The organism is Sphingobacteriaceae bacterium GW460-11-11-14-LB5 (assembly GCA_002151545.1).
Lineage (GTDB): Bacteria > Bacteroidota > Bacteroidia > Sphingobacteriales > Sphingobacteriaceae > Pedobacter.
Genome location: CP021237.1, coordinates 2447177 through 2471767, shown reverse-complemented (window position 1 = coordinate 2471767; position 24591 = coordinate 2447177). Strand labels below are relative to the sequence as shown.

The 24591-nt window shown below is 39.4% G+C and carries 22 protein-coding genes; 10 read left to right on the top strand and 12 right to left on the bottom strand.

The genetic code is table 11. The features are described 5' to 3' along the window. Nucleotides 1-3 precede the first annotated feature (3 nt). The gene (locus tag CA265_10055) at nucleotides 4-1251 is read left to right on the top strand and encodes a hypothetical protein (GenBank protein ID ARS39972.1); all 1248 of its coding nucleotides are present in this window, start codon (nucleotides 4-6) and stop codon (nucleotides 1249-1251) included. 41 nt (nucleotides 1252-1292) lie between these two features. Beyond that, nucleotides 1293-2591 carry a peptidase gene (locus CA265_10050; protein ID ARS39971.1) on the top strand — a complete coding sequence of 433 codons (1299 nt, stop codon included), beginning with the start codon at nucleotides 1293-1295 and terminating at the stop codon, nucleotides 2589-2591. A gap of 90 nt (nucleotides 2592-2681) precedes the next feature. Here CA265_10050 and CA265_10045 read toward each other — a convergent pair whose 3' ends face one another. Beyond that, a complete protein-coding gene (locus CA265_10045) occupies nucleotides 2682-2882 on the bottom strand; it encodes a hypothetical protein (GenBank protein ARS39970.1) in 201 nt (66 codons plus the stop codon). Between the two features lie 198 nt (nucleotides 2883-3080). Here CA265_10045 and CA265_10040 point away from each other — a divergent pair, with 198 nt between their 5' ends. Together CA265_10040 and CA265_10035 are read left to right on the top strand one after the other, a co-directional pair. After that, nucleotides 3081-3764, top strand: a complete 684-nt coding sequence (locus tag CA265_10040; protein ID ARS39969.1) for a transcriptional regulator — start codon at nucleotides 3081-3083, stop codon at nucleotides 3762-3764. A gap of 11 nt (nucleotides 3765-3775) precedes the next feature. Then, the gene (locus CA265_10035; GenBank protein ID ARS39968.1) at nucleotides 3776-4360 is read left to right on the top strand and encodes a hypothetical protein; all 585 of its coding nucleotides are present in this window, start codon (nucleotides 3776-3778) and stop codon (nucleotides 4358-4360) included. Here CA265_10035 and CA265_10030 read toward each other — a convergent pair. The 7 genes from CA265_10030 to CA265_10000 form a co-directional block, all read right to left on the bottom strand. Continuing rightward, nucleotides 4355-5836, bottom strand: coding sequence for a hypothetical protein (locus CA265_10030; protein ID ARS39967.1), 1482 nt, complete (start codon nucleotides 5834-5836; stop codon nucleotides 4355-4357). The two genes, CA265_10035 and CA265_10030, sit on opposite strands and share 6 nt — an antisense overlap. A gap of 3 nt (nucleotides 5837-5839) precedes the next feature. Further along, nucleotides 5840-6346, bottom strand: coding sequence for a hypothetical protein (locus CA265_10025; GenBank protein ID ARS39966.1), 507 nt, complete (start codon nucleotides 6344-6346; stop codon nucleotides 5840-5842). Nucleotides 6347-6770: 424 nt separating this feature from the next. Continuing rightward, the gene (locus CA265_10020; GenBank protein ID ARS39965.1) at nucleotides 6771-10322 is read right to left on the bottom strand and encodes an NAD(P)H-nitrite reductase; all 3552 of its coding nucleotides are present in this window, start codon (nucleotides 10320-10322) and stop codon (nucleotides 6771-6773) included. A 35-nt stretch (nucleotides 10323-10357) separates the two neighbouring features. Further along, on the bottom strand, nucleotides 10358-11722 hold the full coding sequence (locus tag CA265_10015; protein ID ARS39964.1) for an MFS transporter: 1365 nt from the start codon (nucleotides 11720-11722) through the stop codon (nucleotides 10358-10360). Between the two features lie 32 nt (nucleotides 11723-11754). After that, nucleotides 11755-12102 (bottom strand): hypothetical protein, encoded by a 348-nt coding sequence (locus CA265_10010; protein ARS42950.1) that lies wholly within the window; start codon nucleotides 12100-12102, stop codon nucleotides 11755-11757. Nucleotides 12103-12208: 106 nt separating this feature from the next. Further along, nucleotides 12209-12556 (bottom strand): nitrite reductase small subunit, encoded by a 348-nt coding sequence (locus CA265_10005; GenBank protein ARS39963.1) that lies wholly within the window; start codon nucleotides 12554-12556, stop codon nucleotides 12209-12211. 37 nt (nucleotides 12557-12593) lie between these two features. Then, entirely contained in the window at nucleotides 12594-15107 is a 2514-nt protein-coding gene (locus CA265_10000) for a nitrite reductase (NAD(P)H) (protein ARS39962.1), read from the bottom strand. A gap of 253 nt (nucleotides 15108-15360) precedes the next feature. Between CA265_10000 and CA265_09995 the strand changes: the two genes are divergently transcribed. Next, nucleotides 15361-16125 carry a uroporphyrinogen-III C-methyltransferase gene (locus tag CA265_09995; GenBank protein ID ARS39961.1) on the top strand — a complete coding sequence of 255 codons (765 nt, stop codon included), beginning with the start codon at nucleotides 15361-15363 and terminating at the stop codon, nucleotides 16123-16125. 225 nt (nucleotides 16126-16350) lie between these two features. On the opposite strand, the gene CA265_09990 is transcribed toward CA265_09995, so the two are convergent. Then, nucleotides 16351-17700, bottom strand: a complete 1350-nt coding sequence (locus CA265_09990) for an alpha-L-fucosidase (protein ARS39960.1) — start codon at nucleotides 17698-17700, stop codon at nucleotides 16351-16353. A 188-nt stretch (nucleotides 17701-17888) separates the two neighbouring features. Between CA265_09990 and CA265_09985 the strand changes: the two genes are divergently transcribed. Together CA265_09985 and CA265_09980 are read left to right on the top strand one after the other, a co-directional pair. Continuing rightward, nucleotides 17889-18743 carry an NAD(P)-dependent oxidoreductase gene (locus CA265_09985; GenBank protein ID ARS39959.1) on the top strand — a complete coding sequence of 285 codons (855 nt, stop codon included), beginning with the start codon at nucleotides 17889-17891 and terminating at the stop codon, nucleotides 18741-18743. A gap of 31 nt (nucleotides 18744-18774) precedes the next feature. Further along, the gene (locus CA265_09980) at nucleotides 18775-19599 is read left to right on the top strand and encodes an ion transporter (GenBank protein ID ARS39958.1); all 825 of its coding nucleotides are present in this window, start codon (nucleotides 18775-18777) and stop codon (nucleotides 19597-19599) included. 51 nt (nucleotides 19600-19650) lie between these two features. Here CA265_09980 and CA265_09975 read toward each other — a convergent pair whose 3' ends face one another. Next, the gene (locus CA265_09975; GenBank protein ID ARS39957.1) at nucleotides 19651-19965 is read right to left on the bottom strand and encodes a hypothetical protein; all 315 of its coding nucleotides are present in this window, start codon (nucleotides 19963-19965) and stop codon (nucleotides 19651-19653) included. A gap of 123 nt (nucleotides 19966-20088) precedes the next feature. On the opposite strand from CA265_09975, the gene CA265_09970 reads away from it, so the two are divergent. Continuing rightward, entirely contained in the window at nucleotides 20089-20829 is a 741-nt protein-coding gene (locus CA265_09970; GenBank protein ID ARS39956.1) for a hypothetical protein, read from the top strand. Nucleotides 20830-20948: 119 nt separating this feature from the next. Next, nucleotides 20949-21545 (top strand): FMN-dependent NADH-azoreductase, encoded by a 597-nt coding sequence (locus CA265_09965; GenBank protein ARS39955.1) that lies wholly within the window; start codon nucleotides 20949-20951, stop codon nucleotides 21543-21545. A 91-nt stretch (nucleotides 21546-21636) separates the two neighbouring features. On the opposite strand, the gene CA265_09960 is transcribed toward CA265_09965, so the two are convergent. Continuing rightward, nucleotides 21637-21999: a response regulator gene (locus CA265_09960; protein ID ARS39954.1), complete on the bottom strand. Its 363-nt coding sequence runs from the start codon at nucleotides 21997-21999 to the stop codon at nucleotides 21637-21639. 293 nt (nucleotides 22000-22292) lie between these two features. Here CA265_09960 and CA265_09955 point away from each other — a divergent pair, with 293 nt between their 5' ends. Further along, nucleotides 22293-22607 carry a hypothetical protein gene (locus CA265_09955; GenBank protein ARS39953.1) on the top strand — a complete coding sequence of 105 codons (315 nt, stop codon included), beginning with the start codon at nucleotides 22293-22295 and terminating at the stop codon, nucleotides 22605-22607. A gap of 353 nt (nucleotides 22608-22960) precedes the next feature. Here the strand turns inward: CA265_09955 and CA265_09950 are convergent, their stop codons facing one another. Then, nucleotides 22961-24052 carry a tRNA 2-thiouridine(34) synthase MnmA gene (locus CA265_09950; protein ARS39952.1) on the bottom strand — a complete coding sequence of 364 codons (1092 nt, stop codon included), beginning with the start codon at nucleotides 24050-24052 and terminating at the stop codon, nucleotides 22961-22963. Between the last annotated feature and the right edge of the window lie 539 nt (nucleotides 24053-24591).

The window sequence follows — 24591 nt, the reverse complement described above, 5'->3', positions numbered from 1 at the left end:
AATATGAAAACAAATTTTACCAAAGCGTTTATCGCTTTAGCTTTCGCAGCTGTACTTAGTTCTTGTTCAAAAAAAGAAGAAGGAGAAAGCATACCTAATAACCCTGGTAATTTTATCCTTACCGTAACGCCGGTGGCTTCAACTGGCGTTGCAGATTATTTACTTACCGCCAGTGATTTGGAAAAAGGTAGTATTTCTACTGCCGGTAATGGGATCGAGCAGGATGGAACTTATCGCTATTATGTTACCCATAACAACAAATTCTTTAGTTTGCTTTACGGCCAGGGAAACCCAGGTGCAGTAACCACTTATAACATATTATCAGGTAAATTAAACAAACTTTCAAATTTTCAAACGGAAACCGTTCAGGCATTTGCGCCGGTCAACGATGATTTACTATTGTTAAAGATTCCGAGAAATTTAACGACTCCGTTGGCAAACTTTTATCGGGTAAATACAAACAGTCTTTTAATTGCCGGAGAAGGAACCATCGATGCAACAGCTCCTGCCAATAATGGGGAAATAGCACATTTTAGCTGGATTAAACAGGTTGGAAATAAAGTTTATGCACCGTTTTTTTGTATCAACGGTAGCAGATTCTGGACTAAATACCCTAACACCGCCTGGATAGCTGTTTATTCTTATCCCGAAATGAAGTTAGAGAAGGTAATTAAAGATGACAGAACAAGTTTTATTGGCCGGTATTTTACAGATGGGCTAGGTTTGGTCGAAAACGGTGATGTTTATGCTTTTTCTACTTCAGTGGCTGTTGATGACAATACCGAAACCACCGATATACTTACAGATTCTAAAATTACTTCTACCAAACCCTCAGCCATTACCAAAATTAAAGCGGGTACAACTGAATTCGATTTAACTTATTTCCTTGATTTTGAAGCAGCTTCTGGAGGTTATGTCATTACCAACTGGCTTTACATTGGGAATAATAATTTTATTGTAAATGCATCACTTAAAGCCGAAAAAGGTGCTTATGTAGTGGGCAAAACAATCGGTGTATTAAATGTCGTAGATAAAACATTTAAAAAAGTAAGCGGATTGCCTGCAGAAAGTGCGATATCGAGCATCACCACCAACAATTATACACCAAAAGATGGAAAGGTGGCCTATGTAGGTTTTAACTTAAAAGACGGTACCAGCTATGTATATAAAATAGATGCTGCTACACTAACTGCTACAAGAGGCTTAAAAGTAGAAGGCGGATTGATTACTGCCGTTCAGTACTTAAAATAATCTTCATACCAATCATCCCTAAAAACTAAACGAACAGAACAATGGCAACGGTAAACAAAACTATTCCGGCAAAGAAAAAAAATAAAGATTCACTATTTACGAGGATCAACAAATGGCTTCATCTCTGGCTTGGCCTAATATCGGGCGTCATTGTTCTTATTGTTTGTATAACAGGCTGTATCTGGGTTTTTAATGAAGAAATTACAGGCTTATTGGAGCCTGAAACCAAAATTGAAAAGCAAGATAAACCGGTAATTAGCCCCTCACAGCTGAGCGCCATTGCTTTTAAACTTTATCCTGCAAAAGTACCCGCTTACGCCCAGTACCAGCAGGGAAGAGCAATTAGTTTAAACTTAAAGGGGAAAAAGGATGAAGGCAGACGGGGAGGAGGAACGATCTTGAAAATTAATCCCTACACCGGTGAAGTGATTAGTACCGTAGTTCATAAAAAAGGAGAGGTAGATTTTTTTAGGTTTATCCTCAACGGTCACCGTTTTTTGTGGCTGCCTTATGCCATCGGAAGACCTATCGTTAACTACGGAACCATGATATTTGTGGTGTTGTTAATCACGGGGCTAATCTGGTGGTATCCTAAAAAATGGAACAAATCTACCCGCGATAAGAGTTTCAAAATTAAGTGGGGCGCCTCATTTAAAAGGGTAAACCTCGATCTGCATAATGTGCTTGGCTTTTATTCTTTAATCTTTTTGCTTTTTATCGCCTTAACCGGAATGGTTTACGGCATTAAGTGGTACAGTGAAGGTTTATATTGGGTAACCTCTGGTGGTGATAAATTAGGCGATTTTCAACGGTTGGAATCAGATTCCTTAGCCCTTGGTAAGTTTTATACCCCACAGAAAGCAATGGATCTGGCCTGGGAGAAAGTAATTCGCCGTCACCCAAAATCCGAAGGTTTTTATTATAATTTTCCCGATACTTCAAAAGCCAAAGCCACGATCAATATTACGGTTTATCCGAATACGGGGCAGTTTTATAATAATCAGGGTTATACTTTCGATCAGCATACTTTAAAAGAATTTAAGCGCGAAGGTGTTTATTCTATTGCATATGAAGAAGCTGGTTTTGGCGGTAAACTCAGAAAAATGAATTACGACATTCACGTAGGAAGTATTTTGGGCTTTCCGGGTAAAGTATTGGCTTTTTTAGCCTCGTTAATTGGCGCAAGTTTGCCAATAACCGGTTTTCTAATCTGGTATGGACGGAAATTCAAGAAAAAACCAGCTAAAAAAGAACCCGTTTTAACAGGAGCCGGAAATAATTCAGAAGGTTTTAAGCCGAGGGCTAAAATTCCGGTTAAAAAGGTAGAAGAAGTTTTCTAAGGTTCGTCATTTCGAGCAAAGTCGGGATGACGACGATTTGTTAAAAAAGAAAACCCGGACATTTGTCCGGGTTTTCTTTTTTAAATCCTTTTACAATTTTACCTTTTTAGCTTTTGGTTCAGGTTTTTCTGGTAATTGTATCGATAAAATTAAATCAATGCTTTCCGAATTGGTTTCGTAATCGGCTGCAATTTTTTCCCATCTTTTTAATTCTGATTGTAAGGTTTCGATTTCCTTACCTAATGATTCGATCTTATTCTGGATTGATTTTCTAACGTTTGTATTTGCCATAACACAAAATTATGATTTGATGGCATATCTTTAAACATCTTTGCGGTGAGGATGCCTGTAAAAAATGCTAAGTGTTCTATTTCAATGAGTTTTATTCTCATAAAATTTTCAACAATAGTGAAGAATCACTGAATTTGCACACCATAGGCATATAATTGTGCAATCATTTGCTATTTTTACCCAACATCCCTGATTAATATGAAGAAAAATAGCAACTGCGATCTTAAAACCTGTTTTATGTGCCAACTTACGCTAAAAGAATGGCATCCTGCCATTGAGGCCCACAAACGGAATTTTATCGCTAAAAAAGGGGAAGTAATTATCAAAGAAGGTGATCCGGTGAGCGGTGTTTACTTTGTGACTTCGGGCAATGTAAAAGTGCATAAACAATGGGGCGATAAGGAACTGATTTTAAGATTTGCAAACGATGGGGCGATAATCGGACATCGGGGAATCAGCAGCCGTATTTCTACCTATCCGATATCGGCAACGGCTTTAGAAACCACTAAACTTTGCTTCGTTGACATCGATTTTTTTAAAAGCACCATAAAAGTAAACCAGGAATTTGCCTACGGTTTATTAATGTTTTATGCTGACGAGCTGCATGCCTCGGAAAAGAAAATGCGCAATTTAGCACTCATGTCGGTTAAAGGAAGGCTTGCCGTGGCTATTTTAGGATTGAGGGATCAATTTGGATTGGATGCTGAAGGATTTTTAAATTTAGCATTAAGCCGTCAGGATCTGGCTGCTTTTACGGGCGCAACTTACGAAACCGTTTTTAGGACCATGAATGAACTGCTTGCTGAAAAGTTAATCGTAGTAAAAGGAAAGCAAATCGGTATTTTAAACGAAGCCGGGCTGACAGATTTGAGTAACAAATAATTAAGGTTTATATGTTGGGAATCGTTTTATGCGGTGGACAGAGTTTACGGATGGGCACCGATAAGGGTTTACTCAGCCATCAGGATAAACTATGGGCACAGTTGGCATGCGATAAGTTAAGCTCGCTTGAGCTCCCCGTAAAATTTTCAGTTAATCCATCGCAGCAAGAAACCTATGCGGGCTATTTTGTAAAGGAGCAGTTAATTGTAGACAATCCTTCACTTGATATCAGAGGGCCATTATTAGGTGTACTTTCTGCCCACTTATCAAATCCTGAAGAAGATTTGTTTTTATTGGCCTGTGATATGCTGATGATGGAGGCCCGATTGCTGGAAAAACTTATCCATTCATTTAAAACTGATCATTCTTTTGATGCTTATATTTTCATTAAGGATAAGCAGCAAGAACCCTTGTGTGGGATTTATAAAGCTGCAGGTTTGAAAAATATAATGCACCTGCTTCAAACCAGCGGTTTGCCTAAACACAGTATGAAATACATTTTAAGCAATTTGCATGTTTGCGAAATTGTGGTTGATGACGCTGATTATCGTTATTTCGGGAATTTTAATTCTCATGCCGAAATTAATGGCTTATAATAATTGCAAAGCGGATTGATCAATTTTAGTGAAATTATTTTTCTCTCCCTCGCAAAGCGTGCAGCAATAATCATCCGGTAAATCTTTAAATGCAGTGCCCGGATTAATGTTGTTTTCAGTTTCTCCGATCCGCTCATTATAAACCGTTAAACAGTTATTACATTGATATAGAAAATCGCCATCTTTTATTATGGTTTCTTCTGTTTGCAAGCTTTGTTTTTGTTTACCTGTTTTAATGGCATTTAAACGATATTTATAGAACTTGAATATCGAACGCCTTATTTGTTCCGGCAACAGAAAGCTGGGGTTACTTCGGCTAAAAATCTCACCGGTACGTTCGTTGGGATTAAAATCTTTAGCACAAAGGATATCATAAACAGGGAATAGTTTTAATCCCAATACATCAAACAAGTGGCGTTTTTGGATCAGGATACTGCTAAAAACCTCACTTTTTTTACGGGTTTTAATGCCGAAGCAGATCCCAAATGTTCGGGTATCATCAATGCTTAAATGTTTAACCAGAAAGCTTTTTAATGCCAAACCTTCGTTGCAGTTATCTTCTACCTGGAAATTTAGCTCGTTGGCTGCATGCCTCATATTAATCTCAAATTCTTCAAGCAGCGCATTCCAAAGGTTTTTATCTTTCTCGTCAATCCCTTTTATAATGATGGTTTTCCAGGAAGTACAACACAACTGACCGAGTTTGGTGTCTAAACAAAGTTGGCACAGTTTCTTTAAAAATGCAATGCTGAAAAGTTCATCACGCCTGTAAATGCCCAGCCAATATTTGTTGTTGTAGCGGTTTAAGCCCTCGTAGTAAGGCAGGTTAAATGAAGATAAGGATACTGTATTTTCAGCTGGTTTAAGAATGAGGTTTTCCGGATCTAATTGTGCAAAAAGATCTTCGCCATTAGCCAAGGCATTATCCACAAAGCTTGTGGGGTTGTTTTTAATGATGGTTTCTAATGCTTTGGTTACCTGAGCGATATGATTGGTGTAGCAGAGTTGGTTCCACTCGTAGGTTACATTGGTTTTTGGAAAGCGGATAATCAAATGCCAGTAATGTTCGGATTGTGAAGAGGCAATCCAGTTGATATTGCCTGTTAGCATGGGCGTGAAACTCTGATCGCTATCGCAGATATTTACTTTTATGGAAGGTTTAAAATCGATGTCATCCAAAATATCTTTATACACACCTTCGGTAAGCCAGGTTTTACGGATAAAAATTTCTTCGGCTGGGTAAGAGCTGATGATGTTCGGGAAATTATTGCTGTCTACTTCATAATCGATCCCGAGTTTATTCATTTCACCCGTAAAGATGTCAATATTGTAGGTTGTCGTATCAATCAATAACTGCTGGCGGAGCCCAAAACGAACATATTGTATCCTTGCTTTTGTTGCTGCAACCAGGATGTTGTACAGGTTGCCCGGTGATATGATGCCACCTGGAAAGTTAATGATGATGGTTTGATACATGGCTTAACTGTTTAGAAGTCCAAATTCTACTATTGCTTTAGGGAAGTTCTTGTTTTCGTGTCCTGGGCGGCATAATTTTAAAAGTGCAAACCTTTGGATGTTGGTGAGTTTACGCCACTGGTTTATGGAAAGCTGAAGCTGCAGTTCGGCCGATTTTTCGCTCAGCATCGAAGGGATTTGATGCAGATTTCCCCAGTCGGGTAAAGGGTCGATCGCCATTGTTGTAGCCTGGTTTCCGGTATATTTCGTAATCAGGCCTATCAGAAATTGATGGTACTTATCTGTTTGTTCCTGGGTTGAAACCGGTAATAACGCCAGCTGGATTCTTTCTGATGGATGAAATTTGCTCCATTCTGCCAATTTTAACTTTATTCCTGCAGCATCCATCTTAAAACGGACAACCATAGGAATGCAACGCATATTTTCTTCAATAAAATCTTCTTCGAACTTAAAATATTCAATCCCTTTAAGGTTTTTAAATTCTGAAGGACCCATTTTTAATTTCATCATTTTGTTTAATTATAAATATTCTTTAACAATCTGTCGTCATTCCCGCGCAGGCGGGAATCTTAAAGCTTATGGTATTCCTGGTCGTTTACTAATGACAATTTTCTAAAATCGATCGTCATTGCGAGGAGGAACGACGAAGCAATCTTTCCAACCTACGATAAAGATTGCTTCACGAAGAATCGGGACGAGTAGTCGACACACATCATAGGGGATTTGATCAAAGTCCTTCGACAAGCTCAGGATGACAATTCGTATTATGATACAAGCTTATGAAGAATCACCGAAATCTATCATTTCTTTATTTTAATCATCTCTTTAATGTTTCAATGCGTTACGTCATGCTGAATTCGTTTCAGCATCTTTTTTACAGGATAGATCCTGATTCCGAAACATTCGGGACAGGATGACGGATCGCCAAAACTTATCATGTATCTGCTAAAACCGGCTTAGGTTCTGTTTTTAAAACGTTTACAAACGAATCCAAAATTGCCTTTACTTCTGGCCGGCAGCTGCCACAGCCCATTCCCGCACCTGTTAACTGGCAGAGTTGCAAATGATCTTTACAGCCATCTTTTATTTTATTGATCAGATTGCCCTCGCCAACATTATTACAGCTGCAAACGGTTTTGCCAATAATTGGCTCGGTGGTTTTACCACTCCTTAATAGTTGAAGCCGTTTTTCACTCAGCTCCATTTTATTTTCGATCAGGTTTCTGAACTCCAGGAATTCACTTTTATCGCCAATTAATATCGCTCCAACCAGTTTATCGTTGTGTACAATGCATTTTTTATAGTACCGTTTTGCTTTATCAATGAAAACAATTTCTTCGTAGGTGGGATCGTTATTGGGTATCTCAGCCAGGCCTAAAGAGCAGAGTTCTAAACTGTGCATTTTGAGGATATTCATGAGCAAGCTACCCTGGTAAAATTTCGCAATATCTCCGCAAAGAAAACGTGCCACGATTTCGGCCTGTTGTTCTGCTGCTGCGGTAATGCCATACATCTGGCCTTTAAATTCGGCAATTTCGCCAATGGCATAAATATCCTTTTCATTGGTCCTCAGGTATTCATCAACCACAACGCCTCTTTTGCATTCTATACCGGCTTCTTTAATCAGTTCGGTATTCGGAACGGTACCAATGGCGATTACCAGAGATTCGCAATCGATCAATAGTCCGCTTTTTAAACGCATGCCCGTAATACTTTTTTCGCCGATAATACGGTCTACCTCGTCGTTATAGAAAATTTCGATACCCTTGCTGATCAATTCTTCATGCAGTAATTGACTGCCCAGTGCGTCTAACTGCCGCCCCATTAATCTCGATATCCTTTGGATGATGGTTACTTTGGAGCCGGTTTCGGCTAGTGAAGTGGCCAGTTCGATCCCCAGTAGTCCACCACCAACAATAACAACTTTCCCATTTGTGGTATCAACATGTTTTTTAAAGCTGTCGGCATCGTTACGGCTGCGCATGGTAAATATACCATTTAGTTTAGGGATATCTTTAAGCACAAAAGCCCTGCTTCCTGTGGCCAGAAGCAGAACGTCGTAAGGGTGGATTTCGCCATTACTATCGGTAACGGTTTTATCTTCTTTGTTAATTTTGTCGATACCCAATCCCCGGTGCAGTTTAATCCTATAATCGGTTTCCTCGCTATCGCTCATTTTAATGAGGTTATGCCAGGGCAAAGTGCCAATAATATAATCGGGGAGAAGTACCCGGTTGTAAAAGGGGAAATTTTCTTTACTAAAAATTTCGATATCATCTTCGGTATTTAAAGCCCTGTAACTTTTAACAAAACCACAGGCGCCTGCACCTGCCCCAATCACAATGATCTTTTGTCGCGCTTTTTTGTATAGTTTTACTTCTACAGCACTAAACTTAAAATCAGGTTCTTTGCTTTGTGGATCCACCAGGTTATTCGTGAGGTTATTCACCCGGTTTAAATCACTTTTTAAGATTTTTCCCCAGTGCATGGGCATAAAAACCACTCCGGGTTTAATATCTTCAGAAAATTTTGCTTTTACACGAACATTTCCCCGCAAACTTGAAATTTCGATGATGTCGCTGTCTTTAATGTTCCGAATCTCGGCATCAATGGGGTTAATTTCTAAAAATGACTCACTAATGTGCTGGTTCAGTTTATTTACCTTACCTGTTTTGCTCCGTGTATGCCATTGATCCCTGATTCTTCCGGTGGTTAAAATCAGCGGATGTTCAGGGGTTAAAGCTTCTGATTGGTTTTGATCATCAAATGACAGGATATTGGCTTTTTTGTCAGGGGTATAAAACTGGTGATCGGTAAATAACCTGGCTGTTCCGAATGCTTTTTCTTCTTTTGGGTATGGCCATTGAACAGCTCTTTTTTCTTTTAAAATCTGATAATTGAGGCCGCTGATATCAATATTGGTTCCTTCGGTTAAAGCTGCATGCTCATCGTATATTTCGGAAGCGTTTTGAAAGTCGAAACCATGATAACCCATTTTTTTTGCAAACCGGCAGATAATTTCTGAATCTGCTAAAGCTTCTCCAGGTGCTTCGGTTACTTTACTGAGGTAAGAGATATAACGACCTGCATTGGTCATGGTACCCTCTTTTTCTACCCAGGCCGCTGCAGGTAGAACTACATCGGCATATTTTAAGGTTTCTACTTTGTTGCTAATGTCCTGAACGACTACAAATTTTGCTTTTTTTAATCCTTCTTCGGCTACACGAACATCGGGCAGGCTGATTAAAGGATTGGTGCATAAAATCCATACAGCTTTGAGTTTTCCAGTATTTAGTTCATCGAACATTTCGGTGGCGGTTAAGCCTGGCTTAGCTTGTATGGTACCCAATGGGATCTGCCAAAATTTTTCAACCTCATTACGGTGACTTTCGTTGGCTAAAACGCGGTGTGCAGGTAATAAATTACTTAAACCGCCAACTTCGCGGCCACCCATGGCATTTGGTTGTCCCGTAAGCGAAAATGGTCCGCTTCCAGGTTTGCCGATATGGCCGGTAATCAGGTTTAGGTTAATTAATGAAAGGTTTTTATGGGTGCCCACCACACTTTGGTTAAGTCCCATCGTCCACATGCTGATAAAACCTTTTGCATTGCCGATGTAAGATGCGGCTAAACGGATATCACTTTCTTTGATGCCACAAATAGCTGCTGCCTCGGCTACTGAGGTTTCAAAAACGGTGGTATGGTATTTTTCGTAACCATTGGTGCTGTTGATTATAAAATCAGCATCAATTTTTCCATCTTCTATTAAACACCTGCCAATGGCATGGTGAAGGGTAATATCAGTGCCCGGGTTAAGCTGTAAATGGACATTGGCAAGCGAACAGGTTTGTGTTTTTCGGGGATCGCTAACAATGATTTTTAAATCAGGATTTTTCTCCTTTGCGGCTTCAACACGGCGCCATAGGATAGGATGGCACCATGCCGGGTTTGCGCCTGCAACAAAAATACAATCGGCAATTTCAATATCATCATAGCTAATGGGCACGGTATCTTCACCAAGGCTCATTTTATAACCAACAACCGCACTGCTCATACATAAGCGGCTGTTGGTATCGATGTTATTACTGCCGATAAATCCTTTAATTAATTTATTTACTACGTAATATTCTTCAGTTAAACACTGTCCGCTGGCATAGAAAGCCACGCTATCGGGACCATGTTTTTTAATCAATGCTTTAAAAACTGCTGCTGTTCTTTCCAGTGCGGTATCCCAGCTTACCCTTTGGAGGGGCATGTTTTTGTTGTAGCGCATTTCGGGGTAAAGCAGCCTATCGCTTTTATCGTTCGCTGTATAGTGAAGATTCATGCCTTTACTGCACAACATACCTTTGTTTACAGGATGGTTTTTGTCTCCTTCAACAGTGATGCGCTCATGGATATCTTTATTGATCACAATGCCACAACCCACCCCGCAATAACAGCAGGTAGTCGTTTTGTTCGGCGATATGTTTTTTTCTGCTTTCAAATGATCGGCTTGTATAATAGGTTTTTTCGCGCTGTTTATTTGCTGGGCGTTAGTACCAGGTCTTCTATTTCAGCTGTTTTTTGTGCCATAATGGTCCTGAAGATGAATACTGCAACACCAATTCCGAGGATAATAAAACCAAGTAAAGTAAAAGCGCTGGTATAATCAATCAGGTCTTTTTGAACGTTGTGGCCATTTTCGATTACATTTTTAGCCGCATGACTGGCTTTAGCTTTAAACATAAAGGCAATGAGCATGGCACCGATATTTCCACCAGCACCTACAATACCGGCTACGCTACCAACTGCAAGTGGATTAATGAAAGGAACAAGGCTGTAAGTTGCGCCGTTGGCCATTTTTAAACTCAGGCCGAAAACAAACATCATGAAAATAGCCATTCCGATATTCCCCGATTTCGCGAACCAGATTAAACCGATTCCCTCTACCAAAAGCAGTAAAGCGAGCAAAAGTGTTTTGCCATCAAATCCCCAGGTTTTGCCAATTTTATCGGCAACAATGCCACCCAGTGGCCTGGCAAAAATATTAATCCATCCAAAAATGCCTGCAACCATTCCGGCAACTGCTATGGTTGCGCCAAATGAATCTGTAAAAAAGATTGGTGCAAAGTTGTCTACCGTAATTTCTACGCCAAAACATGCGGCATAGGCGATGGTTAAAATCCAGGTGCGGTAATCCTTCGCTGCAATTAAGAAGGTGTTTTTGTTGCTTTTGATGCTTTCATCTTTAAGGTCTTTAAAATCACCTTTTGGGGTATCTAAAGTATAGCGGTGATATAAAAAGGCACAGATTAAAAGCATTACACCTGGGAAAATCATGGCATAACGCCAGCTATCTTCGGTGCTGCAAAAGCCTAAAGCCGTAATTCCGGATGCAATTAATGGCATAAACAAATTGGCCGCACCACCACCGGCATTACCAAAGCCGCCTGCCGTTGCATTTGCGGTTCCTTTGATGTTCGAAGCAAACATAATCGAGGTATGGAATTGGGTGATTACGAATGATGCACCAATTACGCCAATGGCCAGGCGGAATAGTAAAAAGGAAGTGTAAGAATGGCTGGTTCCGATTAACAATACCGGAATGGCACAGAGTACCAAAAGCCAGGTGTAGATCAGTTTAGGGCCAAATTTGTCAATCAATCTTCCGATCAGTAAACGGGCAATAATGGTGGCCGATACTGATGCAATTTGGATGTTACCCACCTGATCTTTGGTCAGATGGAGCTGCTCTCTCGCTATCTTCATCAGGGGCGCCATCCCGAACCAGGCGAAGAAACAGAAGAAGAAAGTTAACCAGGTGATGTGAAAGGTCTTCATCTGAACACCTTTAAGCGAAAATATATTAAGTTTATCTAGTGGTTGAGTAGTATGCTGTGTCATAATGGTTGATTTAAACGTGATCAATGGGTTATTTAAAATTTATAGCCTAAACCTACGCCAACGTTCCATTCGCCATTTTTGACTGCAGTTTTAGGGTTGTAGTACAAAGGTACTTGTAAGGCGATATGGCGAAAGGCTGCCGTTAAGCCAAAGCCGAGGTTAGGGGTAAGGGCTGCGTTTTTAGGCGCACCGGCAGCCACTTTATCTTCTTTGATCCGTAAACTTGGAAGTAGCCCCAATAAAACGGTATAGGGTTTTTTGCTGAATTTTATACTCGGTCCGGTACAGTTGATAAAAGCACCGTGATCAACGTAGCCGGCAACGATAGTACCATCGAATAAAACGGCTTTAGTTTGCGATTTAGCAGGAAAAAAGAACAAGGTAAGTGCAAGGCAGCCTGTTAAGGCTACATAATTAGAAATCTTCATGTCGGTTTGGTTTGGGTTAAATTTTTATCAAGAAAAGTTTAAATCTTACTGGGTCAGGTTAAGATTTTGGCGTTGTGCCAATATAAACAGTTCCGTTTTCTATCTTTACAGGGTAGGTTTTTATGGCGCATTCGTCGCCACTTAAACATTCGCCAGTGCTCAATGAGAATGTTTTTTTGTGAAAAGGGCAGGCTACCTTAGGTTCATCGGTAGTGGAGCCAATCATTCCACGGCTTAATGCCATCTGCTTTTTATGCGGGCATTCGTTTTGAGTGGCATACCACTCGTTTCTTCTGGTGAAATAGAAAAGTGCAATCTGATCTTCACCATGTTTTACACAAACGCCACCGTTCTCAATGGCATCCTCGACTCGGCAGGCTGCTAGCCAATTTGATTGTTCATTCATAATTTTGGGTTTTATAAGGTTTGTTAAAGATTATTGATTAAAATGTTTTCCATTCGGCGGTTCTTTTTTGTCCACGCATCTCTACAAATTCTATAGTTGGGTCTTTTTCTTCGGGCGCATTTACAAAATGAGAGAATCTTTTTCTGATGGCCGGATTTTCTACCGCTTCTTTCCACTCGCATTTATAGGTGGCGATTAAATTTTCAATTTCGCTTTCCCACTGTGCCGCCATTCCTAAACTATCGTTGATAATTACATTCCGCAGGTAGTCTATTCCGCCTTCCATTTTGTTCAGCCAGGTTGCTGTTCGGGTAAGCGGATCGGCAGTGCGGATGTAAAACATCAAAAATCTATCGATGTACTGAATGCAGGTTTCGCTGTCGAGGTCTGTTGCCAATAAAAGGGCGTGTTGCGGTTTGCTCCCGCCATTTCCGCATACATATAAGTTCCAGCCTTTTTCAGTAGCAATAATGCCAAAATCTTTGCTTTGGGCTTCTGCGCATTCTCTGATGCAGCCGCTTACCGCTGATTTAAATTTGTGTGGCGCACGGATGCCTCTGTATCTTTCTTCAATTCTGATGGCGAAACTCACACTATCATGTAAACCAAATCTGCACCAGGTACTGCCAACACAGCTTTTTACTGTTCTTAAGCCCTTTCCGTAAGCATGTCCGCTTTCGAAACCTGCTGCAATTAACTCTTCCCAGATAATGGGCAGGTCGTTAAGGTGTGCACCAAACAGATCAATCCGCTGACCACCTGTAATTTTGGTGTACAGATTATATTTTTTAGCTACTTCGCCAATTACAATTAGCTTGTCGGGTGTAATTTCTCCACCCGGAACCCTTGGTACTACTGAATATGAGCCACCTTTTTGAATGTTGGCCAGAAAACGATCGTTGCTATCCTGAGCCACATCGTTTCCTTTTTTAAGGATCATTTCGTTCCAAAGACTTGCAAGGAGTGAGGATACCAATGGTTTGCACACTTCGCAACCATCGTTTTTGCCTAATGCATCCAGTACCTCGTCGTAACTTTTTAATTCGTGGATATGGATAAGGTCAAAAAGTTCTTGTCTGCTATAGTTAAAGTGTTCACAAATTACATTCTTGATATATTTACCTTGCGACTTTAAGGTATAAGTCATTAAATCTTTTACCATCGGCAAACAACCACCACAACCTGTACCTGCTTTGGTGCATTTTTTCAGGTCATCAATGTTTTCGCAAGTGCCATCAGCGACTGCGGTGCAGATATCGCCTTTACTAACGCCTTCACAACTACAGATTAATGCGCTGTCTGGTAAACCTGTAATTCCGGCGCCGCCAGCAGCTTCGCTTCCTCCGCGTGCACCCAGTATCAGTTCTTCAGGATTTTCTGGTAATACAATGCGGTTATTAGAGGTCTGCAACAGCAGGTTATACGCTGTTGCATCTCCAATTAATATACCTCCTAAAAGGTATTGCCCGTCATTACTAACATTTATTCTTTTATAAACGCCTTTGTGTTTGTTTTCGAAAATGATGGTGCGGCAATCTGGCTCTGTAATAAAATTATCGCCGAAACTGGCTACATCAATGCCAATCAGTTTAAGTTTGGTGCTCATATCAAATCCGGTGAAAGTTTTATCACCTTCGCAAAGGTTTGCGGCCAGCACTTCGGCCATTTCATAACCTGGAGCAATCAAACCATAAATCATTCCGTCATATAAAGCACATTCGCCAATGGCAAATACAGCAGGATCGCTGGTCTGCATTTTCTCATCAACTACAATTCCTCCGCGTGGACCAACCTCAATGCCGCAGGCTTTCGCCAGTTCATCACGAGGTTTTATACCGGCAGAAATCACTAACATATCAACATCCAATGCGGTATCATCACTAAACTTTAATGCCGTAATACGACCATCGCCTTCGATACTCGTGGTATTTTTACTTAAATGGATCTGTAAACCCAGATCAGCCAGTTTAGATTTAAGCATGTCGCTACCGGCAGCATCAATTTGTCTTGGCATTAGGCGCGGTGCAAATTCGATGATGCTTGTTTTTTCGATGCCTAAATCTATCAGTGCTTTAGCAGCTTCTAATCCCAATAGTCCACCGCCGATGACAGAAGCGGTTTTGGCCTTTTTTGCATAATTGCTAATCAGGTCGAGATCTTCTATCGTACGGTAAACAAAAACGCCTTCTTTTTCGATTCCAGGAATATTCGGGACAAAAGCACCGGACCCTGTGGCAAAAACAAGAATGTCGTAGCTATAATCTAAACCATTGGCGGTATAAACTTTTTGAAGTTCGCGGTCTATTTTGGTAATGGGATTATTAAGAAATAAGGTAATATTTTGTTCCTGGTACCAGTTTTCTGTAGAAAGAGAGAGGTCGTCGGCTGTTTTGCCATTAAAATATTCACTTAGATGAACACGATCGTAAGCTCTGCGAGGTTCTTCTCCAAAAACAATAAGATTAAAAGAAGAAGTTTTGGATCTAAGCTTTTCACAGAATTTATATCCCACCATTCCATTTCCTATTACGATTATTTGTGGTTCTTTCATAAATCTTAAAGGTGTTTAGTGTTTTTTTTTAGTTTTATTGGTTGTTTTTTTGTTTCGAATTATTTGTTTTTATTAATTTTTATTAAATAATCCTTTTTAAATCATAAAATTTAGTATTTATATGATTTTTGATAGTCAAATATAGTCTTTAATTGTATTAAAAGTTGTTAAAGTGTGATTTTTATCATAGAATATTTAATTTTTTAATAAATTTTCATCACTTTTATTCTTAAATAGTTAAATCATTAAAATTATGGATCAAAAAACTACTGATTTTGGACTTTTTATAATGGGTGGAGGTCCTGGTGACCCGGAATTAATCACAATGAAAGCTTTTAATGTGTTAAAAAGAGCAGAAGTTATACTTTATGATAACTTAAGTAATGAAAAATTACTGGAAATTGCTCCGAAAGCATGTAAAATGATCTATGTTGGCAAGCAACCTTATGGAAAATACACGCCACAAGAGAAAATAAATGAATTAATTGTCGAAAATGCCCAGAATTATCAGGTTGTGGTGCGTTTAAAGGGTGGAGATCCCTTTATTTTCGGCAGGGGATTCGAAGAATTGATTTATGCAGAGGCCAGAGGGATTAAATGTCATTATATTCCAGGTATAAGTAGTATGCAGGGGGCTGGTTTTATCGATGTCCCTTTAACACACCGTGGAATTAGTGAAAGTGTCTGGATCCTTACCGGAACCAAAAAGGACGGAAGTTTAACCGATGATCTGAAATGTGCCATGAAAAGTTCGGCTACCGTTGTTGTATATATGGGTATGAAAAAAGTAGGCGAAATTTCTAAAGCTTATTCCGACGCGGGTTTAGGTGAAATGCCTGCTGCAATTATTCAACATGCTACCTTACCCAATCAAAAACAAGTAGTGTGTTCGGTTCAGCATTTGGAGGAATCTGCAGAAAAGGCTGGTTTAACTTATCCGGCCATTATTATCATTGGTAACGTAGTGCAGGCTAAAGCTTATGCGAACTTAAATCAGGGAGAACTTTTGTCGGCATAGTAAGGGTTTATTGGTTCATTAGTTCATTGGTCATTAGTTCATTCGTTCTTGATTATTAGTATATTGGTAATGGTTTATAGATTCATAATTGATTGCTTATGCGATGCTAAAATCTTTACGCCCTTAAGTCTTAATGGTCAGTTAAATAGAATTAACTGTCTAAATGTTATATATAAAAAAAGCCCGCAAGGGTTAGCTTGCAGGCGAATCATTAATATAGGTAGATTAATTTAACGTCAGTTCAATTACCGGGATTTCAAAGTTGGGTTTTTTCTTTGGTAGCTTTAATACCAGTGTGTTTCCGGTCGATTTTTGCGCATCAATCTGTACTTCAGAGTTATCGTGTAAAAACTGTGCATACTTTGCTTTGTCTTTATATCCATCCAGTGTAATGTAGCCAGTATTTGGATATTCGAACAGATGCACATATAGTTTTTTTGTGTCGTTGTTATAGGTAAGTTTTGCGCCTTCAGGTGCTTTAAATTCTGCCGGGGCAAAAGTACAATGGTAGATAGATTTCGAATTGGCATGCATCCAAAGGCTTAAGCTGTCTAAAGCAATGTTTGCCCGGTTATCAAACTCACCGCGCGCAGTAGGACCAACATTTAGCAATAAATTACCGCCGTTAGCCACAGAGGTGATTAATAGATCTAATAATTTTCTATTGCTTTTCCAGGTATTTTCATCCCGGTGGTATCCCCATGAGCCTGAAAAGGTTTGGCAGGTTTCCCAAACTTTACCGCGGTATTTTTCCAGTTCTTTCGGACTAACCTGTTCCGGCGTTTCGAAATCTGTACCATCTTCATAGTCGTTTAAATCGAGGCGGTTATCAACAATAATTCCGGGTTGTAATTTTCTGATCTGTTTCAGTAACTCAACCGAACCCCAATCATCGCGGCCTTTACCATTTTTTCCAGGGTACGAAAAATCTGCCCAGAGAATATCTATCTTACCATATTTGGTTAATAATTCTGTAACCTGGTTATACATGTACTTGCGGTACTTGGCCATATCCTTGCCTTTATTTAAGGCAGCATAAGCCTCTTCAGATTCTTTTTCAGGTCGTAAAGGATGAACCTTGTCTACGGTAAAGTCGGGGTGGTGCCAGTCAATAAGAGAATAATAGAAACCTACTTTTATGCCTTCAGCACGGAAAGCCTCTACAAATTCTTTTACCAAATCTCTTTTTGCCTGTGTATTGGTTGCTTTATAATCGGTGTACTTGCTATCAAAAAGCACAAAGCCTTCATGGTGTTTAGTCGTTAAAACGGCGTATTTCATACCGGCAGCTTTAGCTTCTTTTGCCCACTGTTTTGGATTAAACAGATCGGGATTGAACTGATCAAAATATTTTTGATAGTTTTCGTTGGTAATGCGTTCATAGTTTCTTACCCATTCGTGGCGAGCTGGCAAAGCATACAGGCCCCAGTGAATAAACATGCCGAAGCGAGCATCTGTCCACCATTCCATTCGTTTGGTTTTTTGGGCTGCTGTTTCATTGCCTAAGCGTTTTTGAGCAAAGCCAGGTAGGATTAGGCTTAACATTACCAAAACTGATAAAATTGTTTTTCTCATTGTGTGATTTCTATTGGTTAGGGATTAAAAAGCTAATTTAAGGAGGTGCACGCTTCTAAAATGATCGGATATGAGCAAAATATTAAGTCGAATTGGTTTAAAATGTTAATGATCATCTCCAGTTCGGCAAACTTTGCAGGCAATAAATTTGTTTAACAGGTATTATTAAATACTTTGATGAACTAATCGTGATGAAAAGCCAAAAAACACCTGCCAAACAACATCAGCAACCAGGCATAGAAGCCAAAATGAATCCAAGACCCGAAGTAATTAAAGAAAACTATAGGGGAGCGGGGAAATTGAATAATCAGGTTGCACTCATTACCGGTGGAGATAGTGGTATCGGTCGTTCGGTAGCAGTTCATTTTGCAAGAGAAGGTGCCGATGTAGCCATTGTTTATTTAAATGAAGATATTGATGCGAAAGAGACCCAAAAGATGGTTGAGGCAGAGGGGAAAAAGTGCCTCTTGATTAAAGGAGATGTTAAAAAGCCTGCTTTTTGCAAAAAGGCAGTGGAAAACACCATTAAACAATTTGGGAAAATTAATATCCTGGTTAATAATGCCGGGATGCAGGTTCCACAAAAAGATCCAAAAAAAATCGATAACAAACAGCTTGAGGATACTTTCCGAACCAACATATTCGGTTATTTTTATTTTGCACACGAGGTGCTTGAGCATTTTAAACCTGGTGACAGCATCATCAATACCACTTCAGTAACCGCTTACCGCTCATCGCCAAATCTAATCGATTACTCTTCTACCAAGGGCGCAATCACTTCTTTTACACGTTCGCTGGCCACAAATTTAGCAACAAAAGGCATCCGGGTAAATGCCGTTGCGCCAGGCCCGGTGTGGACACCCCTCATTGTATCTACTTTTGATGAAAAAAAGATTAAATCTTTTGGATCACAAACTGCGATGGAAAGGGCAGGGCAACCTTCAGAGATTGCTCCGGCTTATGTTTTTCTCGCTTCGGATGATGCTTCTTTTATCACCGGGCAGGTTATACATGTTAACGGCGGAGAAGTGGTTAACGGATAATTTCTGCTACCTTTAAATCTACCTAAAAACTATGGCATCAGATTCATCTAAAGATTGGCGTTTTAAACTTCACGAAATAATTTACGAATCGAATACACCTGCGGGTAAAGCTTTTGATGTAGGCCTGTTAATTGCCATATTTTCCAGTATTATTGTCGTGATGCTCGATAGTGTGGTCAGCATTCACCTGCATTATGGCAAATTGTTTAACATTATGGAGTGGGTTTTTGCCGCACTTTTCACCATTGAATATATTTTAAGGTTGGTGAGCATTAAAAAACCAATCCGATATGTAATCAGTCCTTTAGGGATTATTGATCTGATTGCTTTATTGCCGTCTTACTTAAGTATATTTTTTATTGGTGCGCAATCTTTGCTGGTTTTCAGGGCGTTGAGGTTGCTGAGGGTTTTCAGGATATTTAAACTTGGACATTTTTTAACCGAGATTAATTTCCTCACCCAGGCATTGAAGAATAGCGTGCGTAAAATCAGCATATTTCTGTTAACGGTTTTAACCATCACTGTTATTCTTGGCTCTATTATGTATTTGGTAGAGAAGCGCGAAAATGGGTTTTCGAATATTCCCGAAAGTATTTACTGGGCCATTGTGACCATTACAACCGTTGGTTATGGCGATATTTCGCCCATTACGCCTTTGGGTAAATTTGTAGCTTCTGTAGTGATGTTAATCGGTTATGCGATTATTGCAGTACCCACAGGTATCATTACCCATGATATTGCTCTTGCAGCCAGGCAGAAAAAAGAATTACCCGAATCGTGCCCGAGCTGCAGTAGGGAAGGCCACGATAGCGATGCCTTGTTTTGCAAGTATTGCGGATCATCGCTATTTAAATAAAAATGCCAGATAATTGCTGATCTGGCACCTTTTATAAGAGACATAATAAGCTTATAACATTTCACTATCTTCCTCGTCGTAGGCATTTGGATCTTTATCCAGTTCTTCTATGTCAGATTCGTTATAGTCATTCGTTTCTGTTTCATCATCATCTTCATCTTCTTCGTCTTCCGGATCATTGATTTCTTCATTTAGCTGTGTTCCTTCTCCATCCGCAAACGGAACTTCATCCTCCGTATATGCGTCATCTTCGGCTTGCTCTGGAGAAGCGTGGCCATCGGCTGCATTTCCTTCCGAACGGTTGATCTGAAACTGTTCGATGTTTTGAATTTCTTCTTCAGGTTGATTGTTTTCTTGATTTTCCATAGTAAAAGTCTTTTATAGTAGAACAGATTCAGATCAGGTTAAGTTTAAAGAAAATTTTAAATCTTAAACCACTGGTGTTGTAAGGTTTTTAAAAGATGGATATGATTTGCTCAAACTTTTTAAATGTTAGAGGGGTTTTACTCATGCATTTACCTTAATTACTTAACAATGAAAAACCATTTCAATACCAGGAAAATAGCAGTAGTGGGAATGATTATTTCAGCTACTTCATTTAATGCTGTTGCAAAAGCCTACTGGCATTATACAAGGTCATTTGATTACATTAATCAACAAGATAGTTTAACCACCGCTCAATTTTTGCAACAGGCAGCTATTGCAGGGATGAAAGAAATGTTAACTGGTAAAATTGCGTCAGATAAAGCGAGCGATAAAAAGGTTAAAGCGTTTGGCCAGATGATGGTTGATCATCATACCAAGGCTAACGAAGAATTAAGGGGATTGGCAAAACTTAAAAAGGTTGATTTGCCAATGAATACGCCTGAAGGTGGACAAAGGCCTGATGGCAGGGTAGATTCATCACCTGAAAATATGAAAGATACCTCAAGAACCAAAAATGCGGGAGGTGAGGCAGGTAATACTGGTCTGGCGAAAAAAACTGCGAATGGTGTTACTGAAGCTGACGTGACCAATGCGATCGAAAAATTAAATAATTTAAACGGGGTTTCATTTGATAAAGCTTATATCGAGATAATGCTTGTTGATCATCAAGATGCGGTTGCACTATTTGAGAAAGCATCGAAATCTACCAATAATGATATTAAAGCATATGCAAATAAATATTTACCAACCTTACGAAAGCATTTAAAACAAGTTTATGCTTTGGCTGATAAATCCAATAAATAGGCTTTTTTTCTTCGCGTAGACTAGGAGCTATACTAAAGGATAGCACTATCCTCTGGTATAGTAATAGCTTTTTGATACTTCGTATCTATAATTTTGCCAGACATAAAAAGGCAAAAAAAATGAAAATATTACATCTTATATCAAGCCCAAGAGGCGAAGCATCTTTCAGCATTAAATTGGGAAATGCCATTGTAGAAAAATTACAGGCCGCAAATCCTGGCAGCAGTTTAATTACGCACAATTTAACGGATACACCCTTTCCACATTTGGAGGAGGTGCATATCAATTCTTTCTTTACGCCGGTAGAAAACCATACATCAGAATTTGCGGAAGCCATTAAACATTCTAACGAAGCCATTGCTGAACTTAAAAATGCCGATGCGATTGTAATCGGTGCACCGCTGTACAATTTTGGTATTCCTTCTACCTTAAAATCATGGATTGACCACATTGCGCGTGCAGGTCAGACATTCAGTTACTCTGAAAAGGGTCCTGAAGGTTTGGTTAAAAACAAAAAAGTTTACCTGGCCATTTCCTCAGGCGGTGTGTATTCGGAGGGGCCAATGAAGGCTTACGATTTTACCGAATCGTATTTAAGATCCGTGCTTGGTTTTATGGGTATGGTAGATATTACGGCAATCAGGGCTGAAGGTTTAAGTATGCCTAACCTGAAAGATGAGGCGCTGGATAAAGCGGTTGAAAGCATAGTGCTTTAAAAAAAAGAATGAGGATGTATTATTTGTATAGTCTTGCCCCTCGACAAATTCAGGGTGACACTATATATTGATGATACATCCTCATTTTTGCTTAGTTGAGTAAATATTTATCTACTCTGTTAACAAAATCGTTCAGATCGAAAGGTTTGTTGATAAAATCTTCCGCATCGCATTTAGCCTTAACGGCGTTTAAGTGGTTATTAGCCGACATCATCATGACCGGAATATCATGTGTTTTAATATTTCGCTTTAGGGTATTACAGATATCCAGTCCGTTGCCATCAGGTAACATGATATCAAGAATGACCATATCTGGCAGGTGTTTACTCATTTGAAGCCAAAAATCGTTTGTGTTTGGACAAGTCTTTACCTCGTAAAGTTCTTCGATTAATAAAAATTCGATGATTTCCCTGATATTCGGATTGTCTTCGACTACATAGATGCACTTTTTCATAAGCTCTACTTTTATTATATAGATACTCACCTAGCTATCAGATGTTTAAGATAGTTATGCACAATATTAGAGTTATTAACCTTCTTATCAGCGCGTGTCATGCGTTTCTATAATTTTTACGCTGACTAAAAAAAATATGAAAATAAATTTTGATACTAATTTTTTTAGTATAGATTTGCTTTTGGAGAGACAGAATACTGGGAATATCTAAGCAGTAATTCCATGTATTTAATTGATGATTTTAAACAAAAAGCTTTTAGCTTGGTTTGTTTGCTGATATATTTATTTTTTCTATGACCGTTACCGTTTTAGCCATATTCGAAACAGATTTTAGACCAGATCTTTCATTAGGTAAAATCATGAATGAAAGACTGCGGATTGCTGCTGCAGATTTACAGGATATTCATTTACAGCATTTACATGCCATCGGGCAGCGTAGTGATGATCTGGTGGTTTATATCAGTTATAACCCAAAGTATAAAATTAGGTGGCGTGTAGTTAACGATGTGCCGGAGGATGTAGAAAACTTTGTAGCCCAAACCTGTGGTAATTTAGGTTACATTCACTGGAAAACGGCATCGATTAATGTTTTTAAGGGAAATGAGTAATAATATTTAATCGTTTCGTCATCCTGAATTTATTTCAGGATCTATCATTATGATAATAACTCTTAATATGATTGTAACTCATTAATTAATTACAAAAAGATGCTGACCACATAGTAGCTACAAGGCAATTGAAAACACTATTTCTTCTTGTAAAATAAATTCCGCATGACGCGTTCTAGTATGCATAATAATCAATAAACAAAAAACGAGTTGCCATTTGGCAACTCGTTTTTTGTTTTCTTTTTCGGTGGTCACCCTGAACCGAGACTTAGCGAGCTCACCGAAGGTAATTTATTTCAGGGTCTATCTTATAGGAGAATGATACCAATGCACCGAACAATAGGATAGGGTAATTAAACTAAAAATCCTCCACCTAATAAATCATTTCCTTCGTAAAATACTGCCGATTGACCTGGTGCAATGGCCGAAACATTATGATCAAACACGACGCGCATTTTATCTTTTTCCTGAACAATTGTACTTAACATACCCGCATCTTTATAACGGATTTTGGTAATCACATCATTCATGGGTTCTTCAATGCTGGCGTATTTTATCAGGTTAATATTGCGTACCATCGCTTCGCGGCGTTCAAGCTCCTCAGCTTTACCTAAAACTACGGTATTGCTTTCTGGCAGGATTTGCGTTACAAACATAGGTTCGCCAAAGGCAACACCTAAACCTTTACGCTGGCCAATGGTATAAAAAGGATAACCTTTATGTTGTCCAACGACCATTCCATTACTTAAAATAAAATTTCCGCCAGCTACTCTGTCTTCTAAATCTTCTACTTTATGTTTTAAGAAAGCCCTGTAATCATTATCCGGAACGAAACAAATTTCGTAACTCTCCGATTTTTTAGCCAGTTCTTCCTGTCCCATATCCAAAGCCATCTGTCTGATTTCAGATTTTGCAAAACTGCCCAATGGGAATTTAGTACGTGAAAGATTTTCTTGCGAAACGCCCCACAATACATAAGATTGATCTTTATTTTCGTCTTTTCCTTTCGAAATCACATAACGGCCGCTGTCTTGCTGACGGATATTGGCGTAATGCCCCGTTGCAATAAATTCGCAATCGAGTTTATTAGCACGTTTTAGTAAAGCTTCCCATTTAATGTGTGTATTGCACAAAACGCATGGATTTGGCGTTCTTCCCGCCAGGTATTCATCAACGAAATTGTCAATTACATAATCGCCAAATTCATCCCTGATATCCAGAATATAATGCGGAAAACCATAGTTTACGGCAAGTGTACGGGCATCATTAATACTATCTAACGAGCAACAGCCAGTTTCCTTACTGCTACCACCAGAAGTAGCATAATCCCAGGTCTTCATGGTTAATCCAATAACCTCATAACCTTGCTCATGCAACATTACCGCCGCTACCGAACTATCAACCCCGCCACTCATGGCAACCAGAATTCTACCGTGTTTACTCATCTTAAAAATATTGGATGCAAAAATAAGGTTTATTTAGCTGAAATTATTTAAAGCAAGTCAGTTACTTGTAAAAAGCGGTTACTAAATTGCCTGGATTTATCACTTAGTTGCCCTAAGATGGCTTAGGTGGTCAATAGTTTTGAAAATGAGTGGTCCGGTGTTAATGGCTGTCGGCAGTCCTGCTATCCCTTCAAGTCCTCACTCGTACCTCGCTGCGGGCTCTCCGTTCTATCACCTGCCTGTTGCAGGCAGGGGTTTATTTAACCTGGGTTGGTGCTTCTAACCCTTAAATTAATGCTATCATCAAATTGCCAGGTTATTTATCCGTGCGTTTGGAACGAGCGGAAACCAGTTAAGTGTCTTAAGAGAGTAGATGCGCGTTAAGGATTGCAAGGGTTCAGTGCCGGTTTTCACCGGTACCGGAGCGAAGCGCAGCCCTGAAAAGCCTGACCCTTTCCCGTATTTCACGGGATTGGGTAACGCCCCAATCAGTAAGCAATTTCTACTTGTCAGTTTACAAGCTTTCGGAACCCTGGTTA